9 protein-coding genes are annotated in these 26,373 nt (G+C 44.6%); 7 read left to right on the top strand and 2 right to left on the bottom strand.

Annotated elements, in window-relative coordinates; genetic code table 11:
• The first annotated feature begins 204 nt into the window (after positions 1 to 204).
• The 7 genes from W03_RS01640 to W03_RS01610 all read left to right on the top strand — a co-directional run bounded on the left by W03_RS01640 (position 205) and on the right by W03_RS01610 (position 20,087).
• A complete protein-coding gene (locus W03_RS01640) occupies positions 205 to 1,722 on the top strand; it encodes a TolC family protein (RefSeq protein WP_244070780.1) in 1,518 nt (505 codons plus the stop codon).
• 144 nt (positions 1,723 to 1,866) lie between these two features.
• Positions 1,867 to 11,748 carry a cadherin domain-containing protein gene (locus W03_RS01635; protein ID WP_244070778.1) on the top strand — a complete coding sequence of 3,294 codons (9,882 nt, stop codon included), beginning with the start codon at positions 1,867 to 1,869 and terminating at the stop codon, positions 11,746 to 11,748.
• Positions 11,749 to 11,824: 76 nt separating this feature from the next.
• A complete protein-coding gene (locus W03_RS01630) occupies positions 11,825 to 14,779 on the top strand; it encodes an EAL domain-containing protein (RefSeq protein WP_244070776.1) in 2,955 nt (984 codons plus the stop codon).
• A 107-nt stretch (positions 14,780 to 14,886) separates the two neighbouring features.
• Entirely contained in the window at positions 14,887 to 15,708 is an 822-nt protein-coding gene (locus W03_RS01625) for an efflux RND transporter periplasmic adaptor subunit (RefSeq protein WP_244070774.1), read from the top strand.
• A 36-nt stretch (positions 15,709 to 15,744) separates the two neighbouring features.
• Positions 15,745 to 17,097, top strand: a complete 1,353-nt coding sequence (locus W03_RS01620) for an efflux RND transporter periplasmic adaptor subunit (RefSeq protein WP_244070772.1) — start codon at positions 15,745 to 15,747, stop codon at positions 17,095 to 17,097.
• A 41-nt stretch (positions 17,098 to 17,138) separates the two neighbouring features.
• On the top strand, positions 17,139 to 19,256 hold the full coding sequence (locus W03_RS01615; RefSeq protein WP_244070770.1) for an HlyD family efflux transporter periplasmic adaptor subunit: 2,118 nt from the start codon (positions 17,139 to 17,141) through the stop codon (positions 19,254 to 19,256).
• A 207-nt stretch (positions 19,257 to 19,463) separates the two neighbouring features.
• Entirely contained in the window at positions 19,464 to 20,087 is a 624-nt protein-coding gene (locus W03_RS01610) for a cell wall hydrolase (RefSeq protein ID WP_244070768.1), read from the top strand.
• 47 nt (positions 20,088 to 20,134) lie between these two features.
• Here W03_RS01610 and W03_RS01605 read toward each other — a convergent pair whose 3' ends face one another.
• Positions 20,135 to 23,638: an exodeoxyribonuclease V subunit beta gene (locus W03_RS01605; RefSeq protein WP_244070766.1), complete on the bottom strand. Its 3,504-nt coding sequence runs from the start codon at positions 23,636 to 23,638 to the stop codon at positions 20,135 to 20,137.
• A complete protein-coding gene (locus tag W03_RS01600) occupies positions 23,595 to 26,372 on the bottom strand; it encodes a PD-(D/E)XK nuclease family protein (protein WP_244070764.1) in 2,778 nt (925 codons plus the stop codon). The genes W03_RS01605 and W03_RS01600 overlap by 44 nt, the downstream gene beginning before the upstream one ends.
• Position 26,373 lies beyond the last annotated feature (1 nt).

Raw genomic sequence — 26,373 nt, 5'->3', positions numbered from 1 at the left:
CAGTGAGTCACCTCTAAAAAATAATTTTTCCCCACTATTTATTCACTGAATGACAAATATTACTAAGCGGCAAGCAGGTGCTTGCTATGCAGCTCAACGCCATTGAGTCCCACATATTCTTGAAAATAAGACTTAAAAGTCAATCTGCTTGCGCATACAAACATAGCTCATAACCGATATATTTATGCATTATAGGAATATCTCGTGAGACATAAACTTTATCACTGCAATCAGTTACCACACCAAGATGATGGCATCTATTGCAAATGCTCAATCATTATTGTTGCCATAATAATTTTATCGGGTTGCGCAATACAACCTAAGGTAGTAACTGAAGAAGAAAACAAGCACAGAGTATCCAGCGATCTTTTGTTACTCCAAAAAATCCACGATCCGATACAAGGCCCTATTTCCCTGGAAGAAGCAACTGCCAGAGCATTGAAATATAACCTCGAATTACAAATTGAACTAACCAAAAAAACACTGGCTCAGAAACAACTCAATCTTAAGAGTTACGACATGCTACCAAAGCTGGTGGTAGACCTGCATTATGATTCACGTAGCAATTATAGCGGCGCAAGAAGCCAGTCATTGTTAACTGGAAGAACATCACTCGAACCATCTACCTCCGCCGACAAAGATATTTTCTCCTCCGCATTAGGGCTAAGCTGGAACATTCTTGACTTCGGGGTATCGTATTATCGCGCTCAACAAGCAGCCGATAACGTTTTGATCCAAGAAGAACAGAAACGCAATGCGGTCAATCGAATTGTGCAAGAAGTACGATCAGCATATTGGCGTGCTGTCAGTTATGAACGACTCATTTCACGAATGCATAGCCTAAAAACGAAAGTACGCGAGTCGCTTGATCAAGTGAATCAAATGAGAGATGAGCGGATCAATAATCCCAAAATCAATTTTACTTTCAAACGTGATTTATACGGCATAGAACGAGAACTCAATCTATTGCAGCGCAACTTATTACTAGCCAAATCACAATTAGCTGAGTTGATGAATATTAAACCAGGCACAGAATTTACGCTAGTCATACCAGACCGGGATTTATTTACCAAAAAGATCAATATAACAATTGAAGATATGGAGCAAATTGCGCTTGAAAGTCGCCCTGAGTTGCGCGAATTGTTCTATAAAAAACGCGCCAATGCAAAGGAAGTCCGTGCAGCGATGCTACAGATGTTGCCCGGTATCGAGCTAGGAAGTCGATATAACTATAGCTCTAATAATTTTCTATTTAATCCGGATTGGTTAAGCCTTGGTGCACAATTATCATGGAATCTGATTAGCATCATTTCGGCGCCCACGAAACTCGCTGAACTGGAGACTAAAGAAAAGCTACTAGACATCGAACGTTTATCCATGAGTATGGCTGTACTCGCTCAAGTACACGTCAGCTTAGCTCAATTCAGTCATTTTAATGAAGAATATCGATCTGCTTATGATTACTATCAGGTTCAGAAACGCATCACTGAGCAAACCCGGATTGAAGCAACTGTAGGAAAAGTTAGCGGTCATGTTTTAATTCGCGAAGAACTCAATACACTCTTAGCAGAAGTTCGATGTGATTCTATTTATTCCGATTTAGAAAACTCTTACGCAGGCATTTACGTTTCGCTAGGAGTCGATCCTATTCCCGGTAACCTAAATAATAAAGATTTATCAGAATTGACCGCTGAACTAGCTGAACACTGGCATAAACGGTAAGAGATTTTTTCATCCTCTCCCCTTCCAGAATTTAACTCAATAAAAACAATAAATTAATTTACTCATTAAAGGATTTTAGCAAAAATCCCGATAAATTATCTATTACTGTTAATAAGTGAGTCCATCAAAAAATGGATTAATAACGTGGCGGAAAAAAGATCCAAGCAAATTCATCAACCACCCCAAGTCAAATCCAATCACGGATTGGGTATTCTGTGGCAGTTAGAACCTCGCATGATGTTCGACGGCGCCGCCGTGAGTACTGCGATAGAGGTGACAGAGCAAACATCATTATTTGACTCAATGAATCAACAAACGAGTCAAAACAATTCCGCTGATCATTCAATCTTATCCAATTTAACTTCGACTGACACCGGGGTTCTTGACACTGAAGCAGATTACCAAAATCTTCCAACAATCCAATTAGAAAACGAACTGGAAAAATGGCTATTGAATTATGAAGCCCCAACCGATCCCGTCAACGAGATTGTTTTCGTTGACGCTCATGTTGAGAATTATGAAGCGATTCTAGGCGGAATCGACCCAAACATACAAATAGTCCTGCTTGACAGTCAGAAGGATGGTGTCAAGCAAATAGCGGACTATCTGACGCAACGCCAGTCAGTAGATGCGATTCATATCATTTCTCACGGCAGCTCCGGATCTCTACAACTTGGAACAGGATCACTCACACTCGATTCTATGACACAGCAGTACGTCGCAGAAATGGCTGTGATCAAACAAGCGTTATCCGAACAAGCGGATATTCTGATATATGGATGCGATTTTGCCGAAGGACAAATTGGTCAGGAAACGACAATACTTCTGGAGCAACTAACAGGCGCAGATGTAGCCGCATCCAACAATGAAACCGGGCATACTGATCTCGGCGGTGACTGGAATCTAGAAGTGCAGACGGGTGCTATCGAGACCCAGATTGCGCTTAATGACGACACCCAGGAGAATTGGTTCAATCTGTTGAGCGTCACCACCAGCGGCGGTGAAACGAGAATCAACACGATCACAAACGGATTCCAAGGCGTCGATCCCGCGGGGACGGACAGAACTACGAAGAGTGTGGCGATGGATGCCGGTGGAAACTACGTCACGGTATGGGAGAGCGCTGGCGATATTCATGGGCAGCGATATGACAGCGGGGGAACGGTTCAAGGTAGCGAGTTTGTGATCGCTTCGAATGCTGCAATTGAACGCAATGCCAGTGTTGCCATGAATGCGAACGGCGCCTTCGTGGTGACATGGCAGCAGAATCAGGGAACCGGCGACCGTGATATCTATGCCCGTCTCTATGACGCGTTCGGCACGGCGGTCGGCAGCGGATTTCTTGTGAATGAAACTACGACCAATGACCAATACTATGCCAAAGTGGCGATAGACCTAAGTGGCAACTTTGTGGTGACCTGGCAAGGCAATCAAGAAGCCGGGACGTATTACGACAACATATATGCCCAACGGTATGACACTGCGGGGACGAAGATTGGCTCCAACTTTGTGGTCAACACAACAACAGCGGGAGATCAAGACCAGGTTGACATTGCAATGGACTCTGCAGGGAACACCGTGGTCGTTTGGGAAGCAGAGCGCACCGCCGGCAGTGGCGTATATAGCATTTACGGTCAGCGGTATAACTCATCTGGTGTAGCGCAGGGCGGAGAATTTCTGATCAATGCAGTTGCCAGCGACACTGATCGACATGCTTCGATCAGCATGAATGACAGTGGTCATTTCGTGGTGACATGGAATCGCCAGATCAATACGGATTCCGACATTCAAGCACAGCAGTTCAATAGCTCAGGAGTTGCGCAAGGCAGTGTCATTTCTGTCACCAATACCACATCCTATTGGCAAGACCTCCCGAATGTTTCGATGGATGCGGGCGGAAACTTCGTCGTGTCTTGGGAGAGTGACTCTCAAGATGGATCAGGTTATGGACCGTATACCAGGCAATACGATTCCACGGGAACTGCGCTCACCACGGAAAGGGCTGTGGCAACCACCATCTCGGGAGACCAAGATTACGCTGCTATTGCTTACCAGAATGGGAAAGTTGTAGTCACTTGGTCCGGAAACGGCACGGGCGACGCATCCGGGATGTTTATGCAGCGATATACGGCTACCGGGGGGAACAGTGCCCCGACAATTACGAGCAACGGAGGAGGAGTGACGGCTTCGGTCAGTGTTGCCGAGAATACCACGGCCGTCACCACGGTGACAGCGACCGACGCCGACGTTGGGGCGACGCGCGCCTATTCGATCAGCGGCGGCGCCGATGCTACCAAGTTTACGATCAACAGCAGTACCGGCGCGTTGAGTTTTATCTCCGCACCCAACTACGAGTCGCCGACCGACGTCGGCGGCAATAATGTGTACGACGTCCTCGTGACGGTGAAGGATAACAATGGCGGGGCCGATACCCAATCCATTGCCGTGACGGTGACCAATGTCAACGAGGCGCCCACCTCGATCGGCGGGAGCGTCGCTGGGACTGAAGATACGGCTAAGGTTTTCAGTTGGACTGACTTTAATGTCGCTGATGTCGATACGGCCACTGGAGGGAATACGGCCGTGCGAGTGTCGACACTGCCATCCGACGGCACGTTGCAATACTACAATGGCAGTACCTGGCTCACTGTATCAGTAAACCAAGTGCTCACTAAATCGACCATCGACGCGGGGTACGTTCGTTTTGTACCGGATGCCAATGAGTCCGGTTACGATGGGTATGGGATGTCTGGTGTCGGTAATGGCCTCCAAACGTACGCACAGTTCAACTTTATCCCGGTACAGAGTACATCTATTGTGATTGCCAACTCGGGCGGTGAGTCACAGGTGATCGCCGAAGGTGCTTGGATCGACCCAGCCACCGGTTGGACGACTTCAGGTGCAGATGCCGGTGCTGAAAACCTGTCAACGTCAGAGTTTACTAATGATCACGATAACAATCTGTACGTCAATAGCGGTGCAACGTTATCCCAGATACTGCCGACGAATTTTAACTCATCCAATGACTATAGCTTGTCGTTCGAAGCTGGGTGGCGGGGTGATGTCGGATACCCCACGCCGCCGAGCTTCCGGGTGGAGCTGTGGGCCGGTGGCACGAGGCTGGGGTACGTTGATCAAACAAGCGTGATGATGGTCAAAGGTTCGTTCGTGAACGGGACGTTGGCCATTGATGGTACGAGCTTCAATGCACTCAATGGACAATCACTGACAATCAAGATGGTGGGACTTAGTAACCAAGCCAATTTTGACAACATTACGCTGAACATGTTTTCCAGAGCCACCGACATTGGCGCTGGAGCAACGATGAGCATCGACATTACACCCATCAACGATGCGCCGGGGCTGACGGATACGGCGTTGAGCCTGACGGTGCCGGAAGATGCGGGGCCGCCCAGCGGGGCGGTAGGCTCGCTGGTGAGTGCGTGGACGGGCGGGATCACGGACGTGGACAGTGGGGCGGCGAAGGGGCTGGCGATCACGGGGAGCAATGAGACGAACGGGACATGGTACTACACGACGAACGGCGGGACGACGTGGACGACCGTGGGAACAGTGAGCCCGACGTCCGCGCTCTTGCTATCCGATACGGGGAGCATGCGGCTCTACTTCGCCCCCAACGCCGACTACAACGGGACGAGTCCGGGCGCGTTGACGGTGCGGGCGTGGGATCAGACGAGTGGGACCGCAGGCAGCAAAGTCAGTACGGCGAGCAGCGGGGGGACGACGGCGTTCTCGAGTGCCACCGATATCATCGACGTGAACGTGACGGCGGTCAACGAAGGACCGACGTTTACGGTTGGTCGTGGGATCGTTACGACGGATGTGCTTTTCAGTGAAACTGGCGAAGATGTGGTGGTGCAGCCGGACGGGAAGATTTTGGTGGTCGGGACTTCCGGGAGCCCCACGGCAATGATCGTGACACGCTACAACAGCGATGGCTCTCTTGATACCAGTTTTGGCGGCGGCGACGGAATTTATAGTCTTCCTGCCGCTGTCCAACAGGAGGGAAATGCTCTGACATTGCAAACGGACGGAAAGATTCTTCTCGCAGGCTATTCTTATCCTGCTTCTCAGGGCGATTTTCTGTTGGTGCGCTTGAACGCCGACGGTTCGCCGGATGCGAGTTTCGGCGGCGGCGATGGCATCGTGACCACGGACATAAGTTCCGATGATACTGCAACGACGGTGGTCGTGCAGGGAGACGGCAAGATTCTCGTCGGGGGCTATACCAACGGAGCCGGAGTCGATTTTATGGTCGCTCGGTACCAGGCAGATGGGTCGCTGGATACCAGCTTCGGCAGTAATGGGATCGTGACCACCTCATTTGGCGGGAGTGCCAGCGACACCATAAACCATATGATCGTACAACCGGACGGCAAGATCGTCGTTGCTGGAGGAGGAGGAAATTATGACCTGATGATTGTCCGATACAACAGCGATGGGTCTCTGGATACCAGTTTCGGCACTGGTGGGCAGGTGGCCACCAATGTCAATATTCTTAATGTGGAATCGTTTACCGGTCTGGTGATACAGTCGGACGGCAAGCTTGTGGCTTGCGGGTATTCAGGCAACGAAATGGTCCTTGCCCGGTATAACACCGATGGGTCGCCCGATACGAGTCTTGGCGGAACAGGAATTGTCGTTACGACCCTCGGCCCTGGTGCCGGCAGCGGATGCGGCCTTGCCCTTCAAAGTGACGGCAAGATGGTCGCGGTTGGGTATACCGATACTGGCAGCAATAATGATGTTGCTGTGGTGCGGTACAACAGTGATGGAACATTGGACACCAGCTTTGGGGGTGGTGACGGAGTGGTCACCACTGCGATCGGGTCTGGCGAAGATGAAGGATTGGCTGTTGCAATTCAATCAGACGGAAAGATTGTTGTCTCCGGAAAATCTTGGAATGGTACCGACTATGACATCGTTCTGTTGCGCTACAACACGGATGGTTCTCTCGATTCCCGATTTGGTACAGCGCTGATTAACACTCTCGATGCGGCGCCGACCTTTATCGGAGGAGGTATGCCGGTGGTGCTGGATGCCGATGTCCAGATTTTCGATGCCGAGCTGAGTACGGCCAATAACTTCAACGGGGCAACGCTCACCCTTGTTCGCAATGGCGGGGCCAACGCCGAGGATGTGTTTAGCGCCACCGGCACGCTGGGGGCCCTTTCGGCCGCCAGCGGCAATGTGGTGATCGGGGGGACAACGATCGGCACCTATACCAACAGCGGCGGCACGCTGATGGTCGCCTTCAATGGCAATGCGACCAACGTCCTGGTGAACTCAGCGATGCGGCAGATTGCGTACAGTAACTCAAGTGATTCGCCGCCGGGTTCGGTGCAGATTAATTGGACATTCAGTGATCACAACAATGGGAGTCAAGGCAGTGGGGGGTCCTTAACGACGACCGGCAGTGTCACGGTGAGTATTACGCCGGTCAATGATGCCCCAATCTCCGCCGGCGGTTCAGTGACGGGTGTCGAGGACACGCCGCTGGTGTTCACCTGGGTCGAGTTCAACATATCGGATGTCGATTCGGCAATTACGGCGAACAGCGCGCTGCAGATCCGATCACTCCCGGTGCTGGGCAGTCTGCAAACACTGGTGGATGGAGACTGGAAGTCAGTGGTCGTGAACCAGATCATCACAAAGGCCACCATCGATGCGGGGAATCTGCGCTATGTGCCCGTCGCAGAGCAAAGTGGATACGATGGCTACGGCATTTCAGGGGTAGGGAACGAGCGCAATGACTATGCGCAGTTCAACTTTGCGCCGGTTCAAGGCACTCCGATTATGATGAACAACCCGAATGCCGAAGCCGACGTCATCACTGAAGGGACGCAGCAGCAGAGTGTAACCGGTTGGACCGTGAATACGGTGTCACCGTATACCGCGGGGGTGGAGAACCCGACAACTGCCCAGTTTAGCAGGGACCATGATAATGCGTTTTTTGTTGAGGCGGGCGGTACCTGGGTGGGGCAGATCTTGTATACCCACTTCAACTCAACCAACGACTATGTGCTCAGCCTTAATGTCGGTTGGCAGAGCGGCTTTCCTACAAGCCAATATCGCATCGAACTGTGGGCCGGCGGTACAGGGTTGGGCACCATTGATCAAACGCAGGTGGCTGAGATTCAAGGATCATTCACCCAAGTCACCATGCAGGTGAACGGCGGAGCATTCGCATCACAGGACGGGCAATGGTTTGGACTGTGGATGATCGGTGACAGCGGGCGAACCTATTTCGATAACTTCGAGTTGATATCCTACGACCGGAATGCGGAAATCGGTACGACGGCTACGATGACGATCGACATTACGCCAGTAAACGGCGCACCGACGAATCTGAGCTTGTCCGCGAATACTGTAGCTGAGAACGCCGCCAACGGCGCCTCTGTCGGTACGATCACTGGAACCGACCCCGACAATGGCGATACCCTCAGCTATACCCTCACCAATACCGCCGGCGGACGTTTTGCCATTAACGGCAACACCGGTGAAATTACCGTGGCTAATGGTACGTTACTGGACTATGAGGCAGCTACCAGTCATAGCATTGCCGTCAGAGTCACCGATTCCAGTGGACTGACCTACGATAAAGTCTTCACCATCAATCTAACCGACATTAACGAAGCCCCCACCAGCTTAAGCTTGGTCGGCAACACAGTGGCTGAGAACGCCGCCAACGGCACCACTGTTGGCGCGATCGCTGGAACCGACCCTGACAATGGCGATAACCTTAGTTATACCCTCACCAATACCGCCGGCGGACGTTTTGCCATTAACGGCAATACCGGTGAAATTACCGTGGCTAATGGTACGTTACTGGACTACGAAACAGCCACCAGTCACGACATCACCGTCAGGATCACCGATTCTGGTGGATTGACTTACGATAAAATCTTCACCATCAATCTAACCGACATTAACGAAGCCCCCACCGATTTAAGCTTGACCGGCAACAGCGTCGCTGAAAACTCCCCCAACAACACTCTTGTAGCTGCAGCTATCGGAGTCGATCCCGATAGTGGCGATACCCTCAGTTATACCCTCGCCGATACTGCCGGTGGACGTTTTGCCATTAACAGCAGCACCGGTGAGATCACTATTCTCGACACTACGCTACTGGACTACGAAACAACCACCAGTCACAATATTACCGTCAGGGTCACCGATTCCGGTGGATTGGCTTATGATAAAGTCTTCACCATCAACCTGGCCGACAGTAATGAAGCTCCCATCGATTTAAGCTTGACCGGCAATACGGTGGCTGAGAACGCTCCCAACGGTACCCTGATAGGTACGGTCACCGAAATCGATCCTGATGGTGGCGACACCCCAAGCTACAGTCTTATGTACAACCTCGGTGGACGCTTCGCCATAAACAGCAGTACCGGTGAGATTACTGTAGCCAATACTACGCTACTGGACTACGAAGCAGCCACCAGCCATAACATTACCGTCAGGACCACCGACTCCAGCGGATTGGCCTATGATAAAACCTTCACCATCAATCTGACCGACAGTAATGAAGCCCCCACCGATTTAAGCTTGACTGGCAACGCGGTGACTGAGAACGCCGCCAATGGTACATCTATCGGTACGGTCGCCGGAACCGATCCCGATAATGGCGATACCCTCAGCTATACCCTCACCAATACCGCCGGCGGACGTTTTGCCATAAACAGCAGCACCGGCGAGATCACCGTGGCTAATGGTACGTTACTGGACTACGAAACAGCCACCAGTCACGACATCACCGTCAGGATCACCGATTCTGGTGGATTGACTTACGATAAAGTCTTCACCATCAATCTAACCGACATTAACGAAGCCCCCACCGATTTAAACTTGACCGGCAACACAGTAGCTGAGAACGCCACCAACGGCACCCCAGTTGGCATGATCGCTGGAACCGACCCCGATAATGGCGATACCCTCAGCTATACCCTCACCAATACCGCCGGCGGACGTTTTGCCATTAACAGCAGTACCGGTGAAATTACCGTGGCCAATGGCATGTTACTAGACTATGAGGCAGCTGCCAGTCATAGCATTACCGTCAGGATCACCGATTCCAGTGGACTGACCTATGATAAAACCTTCGCCATCAATTTGGTCAATGTCAATGAAGCTCCCATCAATTTAAGTTTGGCTGGCAACAGTGTCGCCGAAAACGCACTCAACGGCACACCGGTGGGCACGGTCTCAGGAATCGATCCCGACAATGGCAGTATCCTCAGCTATACCCTCACTAATACCGCCGGAGGACGTTTTGCCATTAACAGCAGCACCGGCGAGATTACCGTGGCCAATGGTACGTTACTGGACTATGAGACAGCTACCAGTCATAGCATTGCCGTCAGGGTCACCGATTCTAGTGGACTGACCTATGATAAGACCTTCACTGTCAATCTAACCAACGTTAACGAAGCTCCCACCAATTTAAGTTTGGCTGGCAACAGTGTCGCCGAGAACGCCGCCAACGGTACACCGGTGGGCACTGTGGCCGGAACCGACCCCGATAGTGGCGATATCCTCAGTTATACCCTCATCGATACTGCCGACGGGCGTTTTGCCATTAACAGCAGCACCGGCGAAATTACCGTGGCTAATGGCATGTTACTGGACTACGAAGCAGCCACTCATCATAGCATTACCGTCAGAGTCACCGACTCAGGAGGGCAGACCTATAGTGAGACCTTTACTATCAATCTGACTAATGGCAATAAAGCGCCGATAAACATAGTGCCAGATTCCCAAACTGTTAATAAGAACACGCCACTGACCCTTGGAGGAATATCTGTTTCTGATGCGGATAATAATTTAAATACGGTGCAATTAGTCGTTGCACATGGTACTTTAAACATTGCATTATCAGGTACTGCTAGCATTAGCGCTGGAAGTAATGGTACAAATTCTCTGACTTTATCAGGCAGTCTCGCTGATATCAATGCAACCTTGGCAAGCTTAATCTATCAAGGTAGCCACAATTACATCGGAACTGACACTTTAAGTGTCATCAGTAGCGATCGCGATTCAGCACGAGACATTGATACTGTCATTATTAATGTTATATACGACAACAGCCTTCCTGTTGGTTTAAATGATAATTACACGTTAATACAGAACGCTATATTGTCCATAGAAGCACCTGGACTACTCATCAATGATAGTGATGTCGACAACGATAAGCTATCAATCATTCCAGTGAGTGGCCCCGAAAACGGTACGCTAGTTATGGGCTCCAACGGCAGCTTTACTTACACTCCCAATAAAGATTTTGTCGGAGTGGATTCGTTTACATATGCCATCTACGATGGTTATGGAAATTCTTCTCCTGTTACCGTAATATTAACCGTGAACCCGGTGGTGCTTCCATTACCCGAAACACCGTCACCACCAATAGTACCAATAACACCACATTCGACGACGCCAGTAACAGATTCCCATACCTCTGTCCAAGGAACAATACCACCCGTAACACCTACAATTGCATTACCAGTAATACAGAATTTATTTGAGCCAACCGCCGCCTCCGTTTCAGAAAATACGACCGAAAGCACCAGGTCACCATCTCAATCCACAAGATTCCTGCAAGATCAGGAAAATAGCAATTTCCCTGAATATTTACAAGAAATTAGTAGCCGAACCTCACATTCTTTACTTACACAGAACACTGTAGTCGCCGGCCAACAGTTATGGGAAGAAGTTGAAAATATACAAACAGACATTCAAAAAGCATTCGATGAAAGAGAATTAACCACAAATGTTGCGTCTGTTGCAGGTATCTCATTAACTGCAGGTGTCGTAGGATGGTTAATACGATCAGGTTCGATGCTGGCAAGTTTCTTAAGCATCGTTCCCGCGTGGAAGAGTGTGGATCCTCTTTCGATAGTCGTTGCAAAATCAGGCAAAGGTATTTTTGGAAATTTAGTGGATAGCGATGATACTGAACAAAAAGAGAGTTCTGCCGAAGAGCTTTTTCATCCAGATAAATAATTAGTTACGCATGTTTACACTGCGGCCATACGTTCGACTTAGCTTAGGGTTAATTGCATTAATCCTAGGTATTTTATTGATTGCTCAATCGCTTGGCATCGCTCCTGATAAATCACAATCCCTTTTAGAAAACCGCAAAAATATAACAGAGATTCTTGCCATACAGTTTGCGCTAGCAGCAGAAAAAAATGATTTCACCCAGATAGAAAAGACTTTAAATATTCTAGTCAGTCGTAATTCAGATATTCTCTCAGGTGCCATTCGAAAAAGTGACGGAGTGTTTCTTGCAATTGCAGGTGCTCATGATGAGCACTGGCAAGTTAATGAAAATGGCACCCCATCCTTGACACATATTCAGGTACCTATCTTGCAAGATGATCAGGTATGGGGAGTCGTTGAAATAAGCTTTGCGCCTCTCCTTGGTGATAATCTATTAGATGAAATAAAAAACTCATTTTGGGGTTTTGTACTGTTTGTTACCGTATTTGGTTTTCTTGGCTACTTATTAATGCTTAAACGCGTATTAAGGGAACTGGATCCTTCAGGCGTTGTACCGCAACGAATTAAATCTGCTTTTGATACCTTAACCGAAGGCATACTGATTCTTGATGGACAAGGACGTATTCTATTAGCAAACAACGCATTCAGCCAAAAAGTAAAGCTGCCACCTGATAGTTTAATTGGTCAAGAAGTTTCAAAATTAAACTGGGAAAAGTGCTCCGTAGAACAATTGAAAGAAGATTGGCTCTATCCCTGGTTTGAATCTCTTAAAAGAAGAAAAATACAAACACGTATACGATTGGTTTTTAATTCAACGCAACAGAATAAAAGCATTTTTATGATTAATAGTTCACCAATTATGGGTAATAACAATCAGTGCAAAGGTGCATTAGTTACTTTTGATGATGTTACAGAAATTGAAGAAAACAATCTTAAGCTTGACTTAATGTTAAAAGACCTAGAATCATCAAGGAACGAAATATCACGCCAAAATAATGAATTAAAAAAATTAGCAGACGTCGATCCGCTCACTGGTTTTTATAATCGACGAGCATTGACTCTCTATTTCGACGAAGCTTTTAATTTATCACGCGAGCAAGACAGCAATCTTATTTGCATTATGCTCGATATCGATCACTTTAAATCTGTAAATGATAACTACGGACATCAGGTCGGCGATGAGATCATTAAATTAGTTACCACGATTTCCAGAGAAAGTTTACGAGATACAGATATTGTAGGTCGATATGGAGGGGAAGAGTTTTGTCTTGTACTACCAAATATTGATACTGAGATTGCTTTGAAAATTGCCGAGCGCATTCGTACCAACGTAATGAATACTACTGCTTACCATGCTTTTGGAATTGAACGCGTGACTATCAGTTTAGGAATCTCTTTGATAGCAGATGGCGCAAAAAATACTAATGAAATGATTGATTTGGCAGATAAGGCACTTTATTTTTCTAAGAGAAACGGCCGGAACCGCGTTACCTTGTGGAAAGATATTGCACAGCAGGAAGGCAGTGCTAGTACGGTAGACAATATGGAAGAAAATAATACCTCAATAGCTGTAGTTCACGATAGAGCTAACATCGACATTGATCAATTAATCGGAAAAATCAAAGAATTGGAGCAGCTCAATGAAAAACAACAAAAACTGATTGAACGTCATATAAACTATGATTCCGGAACCGGCCTACTGAATCGTTTTGGTTTACAGGAGCGACTTAAAACGGCAATCTCCTATGCCGCTAGATCAGATTGCTATGTGGCAATCCTTTCCCTTTCATTAAATAGCTATAAACGGGTTTATAACACTTTAGGTTATGAGGCGGCGGAAAAATTCATCATCAACGCCTCTCGCAGAATAAGCAATATTTTGCGCACAACGGATGCCGTATCCTCTGAAACGGAAACCGCAGGTATCGATTCAATGCTGTCGAGAAAGAATGAAAGTGGTTTTTATATTTTACTTTCTGAGTTACAGAAAAACGAACCGATAACACAGATTATTAACCGTATTTATCTTGCGCTAAATCAAGCATTAATTATTGATGGCTTCAACATCAATACTGACAGCGCAATTGGCGTTAGTATCTATCCAGTCGATGACCTGAATCCTATTAATTTACTGAATTATGCTGACCTAGCATTAAATAATGCTGAGTCTAGCGGCATAGGAACATGCCAATTCTATTCAAAAGAAATGAACCACCAGTATTTTTCAGAAATACAACTTGAGTCAGATCTTATACATGCCATTGAGCTGAACCAATTCGAAGTTTTTTATCAACCCATCGTTGACATTAAACATAATGTGATCAGCAAATTTGAAGCACTGCTACGTTGGCATCATCCTGAAAAAGGAATTCTAACAGCAGCAAGCTTTATTGACATTGCCGAACGAAGCGGCTTGATCCTACATATTGGCGACTGGGTTCTTCGTGAAGCAATCAAACAGCTTGCTATTTGGCGCAAAGAAGTATCAGACGAAATACAAATATCAGTGAATATATCAGCCACACAAATGCAATTTGAAGATTTGGCTAAAAAAATACTCAGCTATTTACGTAAATATGAAGTACCCTCCAAGAATTTAGTGCTTGAAATCACTGAAAGCATGATTATGCAATCTATCGAAGGCTCGGCACAGCTTTTAAATGAACTCCATGATATGGGAGTTCAAATTGCGCTTGATGATTTTGGTATGGGATATGCATCCTTCCAATATTTACAAAAATTCCCTATCGATATCGTCAAAATAGATCGTTCATTTATCAGCGACATTAATGAGAATAGCAGCAATAGTGCTATCGTTTTGGCAATCATTGAAATGTCGAAAAAAATGGGAATGATTGTTGTAGCAGAAGGAGTAGAAACTGAAAAACAATTTAAACATTTATACAATTTAAAATGCGATGAAGCTCAAGGTTATTTACTTGGGCACCCTATGCCAAAAGAACACGCTTATACTGCCCTTAAACAACTTAGTTTGGTAACCGAAAAGAAACTTTTTATCGTTAATCAGTGACATTTCCTTAACTTAATATGCTATAAATACATAGTGTTGAATTGGAATTCTTTGACTTATTGCTTTCATCGTACATCTTTATTAATCCTATTAAGAGCCGAGATCAAATGAAAGTTTCTAGTTATATTGCATTCATTTTTGTATTTTCTGTTTCATGCTACATAACAAATAGTTATGCGGAACCTACCGCACCCAAGGCTGCATCTGTCTTGAGTACTATAGAAAAACAAACTAAAGAACAATCTACTCCCTCTTCCACTGCAACGACCAAGATCCGAGGCTTGGTTAAACCGTTACGTGAAGCTGTGCTATCAACCGATGTAATCGCTAAGATTACGCATATTAATGTCAAAGAAGGAGATCGTTTTAAGCAAGGAGAAAAACTAGTACAGTTTGAATGTAGCCGACAAAGGGCACAACTAAAAGCAGCAGAAGCTGAGGTTTTAACAAAAAAAATGATTTCCGAGAATAACGAAAGCCTTTCGACATTTAATGCTGTCGGTTCGCTTGAACTGGAAGTATCCAAAGTGCAATTGGATAAGGCCATGGCGGAATTGGAGGCAATCAAAATTGGCAATTACTTCATTTGCTCTTTTAGAGCGCCATGGAATGGACGAGTCACTGAGATTAAAGCAAACGCACACGAAGTAATTGAGCCAGGTCGTGAAATTATGAAAATCTTGGATGATAAAAGTCTTGAGGTTGAAATGATAGTCCCATCCGGTTGGCTAAAATGGATAAAACCCGGTATCAATATTTCTATAGCAATCGATGAAACGGGGAAAAATTATGATCTCGAAATATCCAGAATTGGAGCCCGAGTTGACCCTGTTTCTCAAACCATACGTATCTTTTCAGGCTTTAAGAGCGATGCAGCAGATGTTTTGGCTGGAATGAGCGGAGCCGTTACTATTAATTCCCCAGATTAATGTTGATCTAGAAAAACACATAAGGGTCTATGTGTCATGGATGACAGGAAAGACTTTTCAGAAGAAAATAAAGCGACTTTAATCCTACTTCAGCTAGAAGCAGATGCACGTAATGCAGAAGATTTATTGGCGTTACATTATCTTATAGTCAATGAAACACGGCGTTTACTAAAATACCGGCACGCAACACTTTTAAAAGCTATCGGACTGGAAAACCCTAGTTTCCAAACAATCAGAACATCAGGTCTTACTGTAGTTGATCGCACAATTCCCAAAAACCAATTGATTGAACGCATCGTTCATTATCAAAGAAAAGAATCTTCGAGCAATCAGCCTTTTCAAGTCATTTTTGAACAACTCCCAGATGAATTGCAACAAGATCACCAGAGCTTATTACTACCATTTCCTGTTTGGGTTGGCATGCGGTTACCAAATGGCATGTTAATAGGTGCTTTATGGCTTGAAAGAGAAACCGCGTGGAATGATAACGAACTGTTCTTGATAAAGCGATTAGCCGATACCTATGCACATGCTTGGGGCTATTTTGATAAACATCAACAATTAAAAACATGGCTTGCTTCTCGAAAAACCCGATGGGTAATTGGTGTTCTGGCGGTAATCTTGTTTTTTCTACCCATCCAGCACTCAACCTTAGGATCCGTTAAAGTTATTGCCAAAGATCCATTGATTGTGAGCGCGCCTATCGACGGAGTAATCGCATCAATACCAGTTGAGCCCAATCAATCGATCTCTCAAGGACAAATATTAGTCAATTATGAAGATACCAGCTATAGAAACGAATATGTGGTTGCTCAGCAATCCTTGGCCGTCGCCGAAGCCGAATTGAAAAAAGCGACGCAAAGCGCATTCCAAGATGAAAAAAGTAAAGCAGAAGTTGCTTTATTAAAAACAAAAGTTGAATTAGCTAACATCAAAAGAGATTACGCAAAAGAAATGCTTGATCATCTTAATGTGATGGCAGATAAAGACGGATTTTTGTTATTTGGTGACAAGCTGGAATTAATTGGGAAGCCAGTGATTGTTGGTGAAAGACTGATGGAAATTGCAGAAACTGGAAAATTCATGTTTCGTATTGATTTACCCGTTGAAAATAACATTGAATTTTCTATCGGAGCCCCGGTAAAAATATACCTAAACATTGATCCACTTAGGTCAATCAGTGCAGAAGTTACTAATATCGGTTTTCGTGCTGAAGTAATACCAGGAGATATTCTAGTTTACCGAATCGATGCTGAAGCAGCACAGACAATGGATCATCTTAGAATTGGCTGGCAAGGTACGGCTAAAATATATGGTAACTCGGTTAGTTTATTTTTTTATCTTTTTCGTAGACCTCTTGCAGCAGCTCGCCAATATTTTGATTTTTAAGTTAAGAGATTGGCACGATGTGTTCTGGGGAAAAAGAAAATATGTCTTCAAACGATATTCAATCCTTACCTTCATTACGAAGCGATTTGCATTTCTTAAAAGCGCCTAATGCCCATGATGGATCAACCACGTGGACTTTATACGATCCAGTCAATAATCGTTTTTACCGGATAAGCGTTTTGATCCACCATATGCTGAGCAGATGGTCAATTAATAATAGTCAGCAAATAATAGATCAGATCGCAAATGAAACCGTTTTTAAACCGACGCAAGAAGATGTGACAACCCTAATTAACTTCCTACAGTACAACCAGTTAACGAATCAATCCCACACGCAGCCAGCCTCTGAGTATTTAATGCAACATAGAAATACTCATACCAGTTTTTTGATGAAAATAGCCCATCAATATTTATTTTTTCGTATTCCTCTTTTTCAACCTGATGTATTTCTGAATCGAACGTATCCTTTTATCAAGCAGCTCTTTTCTGTCACCTCTCTAAGTTTTGCTATTCTGATTTGTATAGCAGGCTTATATTTGGTTTCACGTCAATGGGATGAGTTTGTAAGCACATTTCTTTACTTTTTCTCGTTGCAAGGCATTCTGGTTTATGCGGTTGGATTAATAGGCGTAAAGACCATTCACGAACTTGGACATATGTATACGGCGAAGCATTATGGTTGTCGCGTACCTAGCATGGGGTTAGCCTTCATGGTCATGGTACCAATGATCTATAGCGATATGTCGGATACTTGGCGGCTATCTTCAAAAAGGCAGCGAATGCATGTAGCTGCGGCTGGAGTTTTGAATGAACTGCTAATCGCTGGTATTTGTTTATTTATCTGGGCATTTTTACCCGAAGGAATATTGCGTAGCGTTTGTTTTGTAGTTGCAACTACCAGTTTGATTGGTAGTCTGCTGATCAATATCACACCCTTTATGCGCTTCGATGGTTACTACATTTTGTCAGACTGGTGGGGTATCGATAATTTGCAGCAGCGATCATTTCTACTAGCAAAATGGAAATTGCGCCAATTACTGTTTGGATCCATCGAAGAAAAACCTGAGCATTTCTCCCCTGAAATAGAATTTAAATTGATTGGCTATGCATGGTTTACCTGGCTCTATCGCTTGATTCTATTCATTGGAATTGCCCTATTGGTTTATCATTTATTTTTCAAATTACTAGGTATTATTCTATTCGCAGTAGAGATCGTTGCACTTATTCTTGTTCCTCTTTTTAAAGAAATTCGGTATTGGTGGATGTTAAAAAATAGCATCCGGTTAAATAATCGGTTACGAATATGGATACTTATTTTTATAAGTCTTATAAGCCTTTTATTTATCCCTTGGAATTCAAATATTTATATTCCAGGCGTATTGACTTCAGCAAATTACAGTACGATTTTCACACCTGAATCCGCCCAAATTGTTTCCATTGAGATTCAAACAGGACAGAAAGTAGATAAGGATCAAATTCTTATAGTACTGAAATCTCAGAAACTCGATGTAGAAATAGCACTTACACGCAGACAACTCGAGTTACTAGAACTGCGCGCCACAAGATCAGTGATCAGTCGTCAAGAACAGGATAATCTGCAGGTAATACTGGAAGAAATTGCATCAGAATCTAGCAAACTGGAAGGATTGGAAAAACAGCAGACGAAGCTTACCCTGCGTGCACCATTTTCGGGTGTCGTTACAGAAATGGACGAAACACTGCACGTATCACGCTGGGTTAAAAGCGCGACACCACTTCTTTCTATTATGGACTCGAACACCTCTGAAATCAGGGGCGTTGTCTCAGAATATGAGTTGAATCGAATTGAACCTGGACAACAAGCCTCATTCTATCCTGAGGATCTTCAATTACCTAAATTAACAGCTTCCGTTAATAGAATCGATAAAAGCGAAATCAGGAACCTTGACTTGACCTATCTGGTTTCAAACTATGGTGGAAGTGTGGCTACTCGGAGTGGCAAGAATGGTACATTCGTACCGGAAGAAACGATTTATGCTGTCTACTTAGATAATGTTTCCTCCGCAGTACCGCAAAAAGAAATTAAAGGAAGCATTCTTATTTCAGGAACTCCCATCTCATTCGCAACGAGAATCTATGAAATGATCACATCTGTGTTTATACGAGAAAGTGGTTTTTAATGACAATCCGCGCATTTCTGCCCTTGATTATGCCAGCACCCTTGCCGATGTGTTACAGATTGATTTTGTCATTTCTCAACGGCAGTGGATGATCAGTTTTAAATCGGTATCAATACATAGGACTATTCTCCTATTTAAAATGACCTTACAAGCCAGTAGAATTTGGTTATCAAATGTGATAGTCGTAAAACAGCGTATTAAAAATTCATGAAAATAATTATATTCGGGATTCAATTAGTAACTATATTATCAATTTCATTAGCTTTTGCAGACGACCAAGCTCAGAAAGCTGAAGTTGCAAAAGAAAAAGCTGAGGTTCTAGAAGAGAAAGTTGCAACTGAGGGAAGTCAAGCTTCTCCGCCCCCAACCAGTCAATTAATTACAAAAACTCAAGTACAGGCTGTTGATCCGTCAGGTAAAGAACCCATGGAAGATGCAATCACTTGTCTAGCTCGTACAATTTATTGGGAAGCGCGCGGCACAAGTATTTCTGGAATGGAGGTCGTGGCCAATGTTGTAATGAATCGGGTTGGTCATGAGGGGTTTCCAGAAACTGTTTGCGGAGTAGTGAAACAAGGGCAGGAAAAAGGGGCGTGTCAATTTTCATGGTGGTGCGACGGCCGTCCAGATGACGCAAAAGAGGACGAATCTTATGCTACTGCAAAGGAAATTACTCGAAAAGCGTTGAATCATCAATTAGTGGATCAAACAAATGGTGCTTTGTATTTTCATCACAAGAAGGTCTCACCCTCTTGGTCCAAGGAATATATAAAAACGACTGAAGTTGAAGATTTTCTTTTTTACAAACCATCAGGTGACAAAGCTAAGTAACATACATTGTAGTATGTTCAGATGTAGTAGTTCAGAATTGATCCACTTTAGCAAACCTTCCAACTGCGCATTAGAGGAAAGTACAACGCCAGCTTTACCGGACTGGGATCTATTTGTTGCATTAACTGTTTATATTGATCCAGTTGATGCTGATAGCGAAGCTGCTCACGATTAAGAAATTCCTGTAAATCTGCACCTTCATGGCTGCTTATCTTGTAATCTATGATCCAACGTGTTTTATCGGAATCATAAAAGGTTCTATCAATCACCCCTTGAACAAAACCACTCTTCACAACACCAGTAATTCTTAATTCGTTTTGCGCATTTTGTTGCGGACCCAATATCCATTGACCTATATGATCTGTTACCGCATTCGTCAATGCATGTGTAATTAGATCAATTGCGTTGTCTAACTTTTCTTCACTGGTATTCAAACCCACCGCAAACAGATTCTTTTTGAGTTGATTCTGCATCGATTGTATTCTTACCGCATTCCATTCACGCATTTCATCTTCCGCAATTTGCTGCAACCAACGATGCGTGACTACGCCAACACATCGAGCGATTTCACTGGCCCAGGAAAACTCAATAACATGCTCAAACTCCTCATTCAACGGTGGTTCTTGCCAGACCACAGCAGGAAAAGCATTAGGTAGTTTCCAATCTCTAGGCAAGCGATAAAAATTTTGATTGATTGCTTTGTTATCTTCCTGTAGTGAGTGAACTTTACCCTCAATTTGCGCTTTTGTTGCTACAGCCAGATAATCCGGTGCAACAACTACCCACAACGGCGATAGTAAAGAACGTGCGCCAGGTTCTTTAACAAACAATTCTTGTTGTGTAGCATCCAAATTAACATGGCCTAATAAATGCAGATATTTTCGCGCACGGGTAGCAGCAACATAAAGCAATCGCACTGACTCAAATTGCTCTTTTTCCTGATTAAGGCTATCAATCCAACGATAGGTAGAATCCGGCGGTTCACCAGTTTTCTCGATAGAAGCCAATAGAAGATCGGTTATTACATTTTGCGTCTTATTTTTTTCATGACTCGGTTGCTCAATCCACTTTAGTAATTGTTTGTCTTTATTGCGAGGATTGCGGCCCAGTCCAGGAACAATAACGGTATCAAACTCAAGCCCTTTGGCCTTATGGATAGTCATAATCTGTAATCGATCATCGGCGCTTGGATCAGGCAATGCGTATAGTTCATTCAGGCCCGCTTCAAAATTCGCAATATCCGGAATGCTGCATGCATTTTCCTGTTTCTCCAAATAATCTAGAAAAACCATTGCATCGCTTAAATCGATTTCATGCTGCGCGTGATTTCCAGTATAAATATCCACACAGCCCGGTCCACCCAGTATTCGCCAAGCTGCTTCAACGGTATCGCGTAATGATCGACGCTGGCGGTGTTCAATACAAAGCTGCAACACATCCCTTAATCTGCAAATACGTTCGGTGGCATCGGTTGAAAGATTCTTCCAGTAAATTTCATTGCACAATAACTCCCAGATTGTTACCTCACCTAGTGTGAGGTTGCTTTGGCTATGCTGTTGTCCAGAGTCGATTAAAGCAAGCAAATCATCCAAGCGAATGCCGCAAAAAGGTGTCCGTAAAAGAGCGATCCAAGCAATACGATCAGCAGGATTGAGGAGTGCTCGGATCAAAACCCATAAATCCTGCACAACGGATTTGTTTTGTAGCGGTTCAATCTCAACCGCTCGGAAAGCAATCTTGGCTTTTTTGAGCTCCTCGGTAATTGCAACCAAGTGATTCCGATTGCGTACCAGAATTGCAATCGTATCGTTTGGATTGTTACGTCTGGTTTCTACAAGAATATCGCGTACTTGATAAGCCTCTTCAACATCATTGCGGGTCAAAAAAGGATACACTTTGACTGCCTTTTCAGTATCCGAAGCATGCATGGCTATCGAAGCAGCATATGCTACCGCTCCCTTAGAAATGTCTTCTTCGGCAGGCATGACACGACCAAAAGTATCATTCACCCAATCCACGATACCTTGTTGTGATCGAAAATTGGCCGTCAGTGTGATTGGTTGCAGCACTACGTTACCGATACCTTGCTGTCTTGCTTGCAGAAACAACCCTACTTCTGCTTCACGAAAACGATAAATGGATTGCATGGGATCGCCCACTGCAAATAGAGTGCGGCCATCTCCTATTTCCCATCCCGCTGTCAGCTTTTCAATTAACTGAAATTGACTGATCGAGGTATCTTGGAATTCATCAATCAGCAGATGCTTGATGCGATGATCCAAAGCCAAGGCCAAATCGGTAGGAAATTCTGAATCCCCAAGCGCTAGCAAAGCTCGTAGGGTAACTTCGGCAAAATCCACCTGACCAGATTGTTGAAAAACAATTTCCAGTGCGGCTACTGCGTGATGCAATAAACTGGTAATCGCAGCGATGATTTGCCATTGCTGCTCAGAATAATTAGGAGGTGGCAATAACCGGACAGCCTGCAAAGATTGCCGCAACTCTTCATTTGATCGCAACAATTCCAATAGATCCATCAACCTACTTTTCCACTTCTTTGCCGATACTTTTTCATTTTGGCTGTTACCAGAAGGAAAACCTTCATTGACCGTGATTTTCTTGCGCCACTCACCTTTTCCAGTCAATAACAATGCTGCTATTCCATTCCAATGTTGAATGTTTGCTGTAGCCAGATTTTCTAATTCACTAGCCATACTAATTTCTGAAGCTTGCTGTTCTGGCCCGCTTTGTCCAAGGTTACCTATTGCATACCTTATTAATTGCAATAATTCATTTTGAAGTTCGTGCGGAAATAATCGATAAACCGATTGCAGTGCATTGTTGCGTACATTCTGCAAGGCAATTTCCAATTCTTCTCTGGGCTTCCCGATCATCAAATGACGTAACCATTGATCACGCTTTGCTAGCATTTCTGCGACTAAGGATTCTACTCTGGCCCAATCATTATCTAAGTGCACCAATAACTTTTTTATGTCTTGTGCAATTACTTCGTTTTTTTCTATTAAGTTCAGGGTAATGCGCGCCGCCTCACGATAAAGATCGTGAGCATGCTCAGCGATTCTTGGTGGCGCACCAAATTCTGATAAAATAGGCATTTGCCGTACAAGCGAAGCGCATAATGCATCGATGGTTTGTATGCGTAATCTCTGCGGGTTACTGATTAGTTGCCAGCCTAACTGTTGATCGCGATCCAGTACCGCCATTGATAATTCGCGATTCAGTCGATCCCGCTCTATGCCTGAATTGTTGTGTTCTTCACCTTGCTGAATCTCCAATACCGCTAAAACACGTGTGCGCATTTCTGCAGCAGCCTTGCGCGTGAAGGTAATGGCAACAATTTCTTCGGGTGAACTAACACAAGCCAGCAATCTTAGATAACGTTGAATCAGCAACGTGGTTTTTCCAGATCCGGCCGGTGCCTGAACAATAAACGAATTTTCCGGGTTTAAAGCGCGGTAACGTTCTGAAACATCAGGAACAGGATGATCAATCATCATTCTCGCTCTTTGACTGTGTAAAAGAGTCGACATTCAAACGCTGAGAGATCCGGCAGATCAATTGCATATCGCACTGTTGACACGTTACAGGGTAGTTTTTAGGATTAACACGTGCATCACCACTGGAAAATCCTTCGGCAAGCACTATCAATTGCTGCTGCCAAGTTGCTATCAGTTCTCGCCAAGAACCAAAGTGTTTGCAGCCAGTTAGCTGCGAATAGGCTTTCACATCAGGCAATAAATCCGAGTCTTGCAAAATGCCTATAAACCCAAACTCACCTGCTTTGACAATAGCAAATGCAATACCCGACGCTTGCTGATGCAAGTTCGCCATGACCAAATATAACGGTAGCTGAGGCTCATCCAGATAGTCGCCGATCAAAGCTTGAATCGATTGTCGATTTGTTTTGTAATCAATAATGATCGATTGGCCATTTTCCAACACATCTATGCGATCTATACGAACATTCAGAATCAGATTACCGACTTGTATAAGTTCCTTTTGTTCGATTGCAGCTACCGTAAAACCAGATCGCTTTCTTTCGATATCCAACCAATTGCTGAGCACATTTGTCAACCGCCGTAATTCAATTTCATAGAAGCCTGGAGAAAATCTAGTGTGTTTATCCGATTGCAAATTCGATAGCGCGTTATTAGCACTGCTCGCAAGCACCTCTTCCAAATCCACATCATTGAGTGTGTCTAGTTCTGTTTTACTCGCCAATTGTTTCCATAGGTAGGCCAAGGCATCATGCATGAGTATGCCGCGTTCCATAACATTGAGTCCGTTATGGGGTATTTCTAAGCGTTTTACTTTTAGCCGGTGCTTGATCAAAGCGCGAATTGCGCACGCAGCATAATCTTTGATAACAGCAGTGCCACCAGTGACAGGTTGCTTAAGGATTTCTAACGGTAGTGGAAAGGTTTGATGATCCTCGATCGTTTCTAGCGTACAAGATTGAGTAATTCGTTCATCGTAGGATTTCCAGGAAGGCTGTTCGATAGAAATTTTTGCAACCGTGTGAATCAATGGACTCGGTAATAACACATGACCATCATTACTGCTTTCAGGATAACTTAGAATTACTTCATTAGCACTGAGAAGCCATCGCTGCGTCAATTTCTTAGAATATGCGAATGCCTGCGATGAAGATCCAAAAGGAAATGCTGTTTTAGTCTGTAATTCCAGTGGGATAAATGGATTAGGATCGGCATTTAAGGGCCATTGTTCGTCTGAAAGACCCATCACCCAGAGATGATCGAATGTGATTAGATTGGCTTCCAATACCCCCAAAATCTGTATCGGTACAGATGGTGATTCAGGCTGAAATAAGGTGTCATGCGTTATTTGTTTTAAATGTGATATTGCTTTATTAAAACAAACTTCCGATTTAACACGGTCTAACGATGCGAAATCTATCAGCAGCGATTGCCATTTCTGGTAGGTTTGATATTCATCAGAATTTAAACGTCGCTCGCCCGGGAAACCCAGTAATTGCAATAATTCAGTAATCATTTCGGAATAAATAACATAACTACCCGAATTCAATTGCTTTGCTTTACAAAAAGCGGCTAGCTTATTTAAACATTGAAATAACAGTGGGCAAGATACTCCGTCATCAATATACCGTATCAATGCAATGAAACGATCAAGCGTTATGGTAGGTTCGCTAAATCGGCGTAATTTAGCATCCAGTAATGCGCGCGGCATTTTTTCACTTTCCGAGCCGGCGATAAAAGGTGAATGTAAAAGCTGACTCACTCGATTGAATGGAACTGCTGCCTGCAATAAATCAAGGCAAATCAAAGCTGCGTCAATTAGTGGATAAGAACTCAGAGAAAGTCCCAATGACAAATTAAAAGGAACTGCTCTACGATCAGCTCCTGGTAATAAAGAATGCGCATCGGGATACATCACGGAATTGAAAATGCGCAAAATTGCACTACGATAGTTGGCTAAATCGGGTACGACGATACCGATAGAGGTCTGAGGATTTTCTTCCAAGCGTGTACGAGCCCAAATAGCAGCTTGCTTAATTTCATCGTTGCTGGTTAAAAATCCAACTTTGCCTATTTTCTTGAAATGTCGATTCGCATCGAATTGATGAGAGGAAATCGAATAGGCTACTGTTACTTCGCAATCACTGTTCTGGAGTTTTTCCAGTAATTGAATTTGCTGCGGAGTAAAAAAATCAAAGCCGTAGCAGATCAATGAAGCTATTTTTTTTATGGATATATTTTGATAATTTTCAGAAACCCAATCACAAAGCCGTGCTTGATCAATTTGTAGATGATTGCACGTTGTTTTTTCGTATAACCTAGCCCATGCTAAAAAAGTACTAGCGTCATCGCCAAGAGGATAACTTGCAAACACCTGAGAAATTTTCCAGGCATGCAAAAACTGCCATGCTTCTTGTGCTAGTTTAGCGGTTTGGAAATGTTGTAGTAAACCATACCCGACATCTGAGGAGCAAATAATCGATTCCCACAACAACCGCTCCTGCAAATCGGAAAGCAATTGCGACGCAACTTGCGTCTGCGATGAATAAAACGCATCGGAGTATATTCTTTCGAGAAAAGCGGAAAACGGCAGAATATCTGCCGTTTTCCAAGCTAACTTTGCAGAGCAAGCATTGTTCCGATTAAACTTTTTTGTCAGTGTCAAAGCTAGCCTGCGGTTCGGAGTAACAACCGTAGCGCCCGCTCTGAGGCGACTCAAAACTTCATCTATGGGAATTTCTGAGAATTTGAAAAATCTGTCGGTCATG

This window comes from Nitrosomonas sp. PY1 (assembly GCF_022836435.1).
Classification (GTDB): domain Bacteria; phylum Pseudomonadota; class Gammaproteobacteria; order Burkholderiales; family Nitrosomonadaceae; genus Nitrosomonas.
This window is presented reverse-complemented; position numbering and strand designations above follow the sequence as displayed.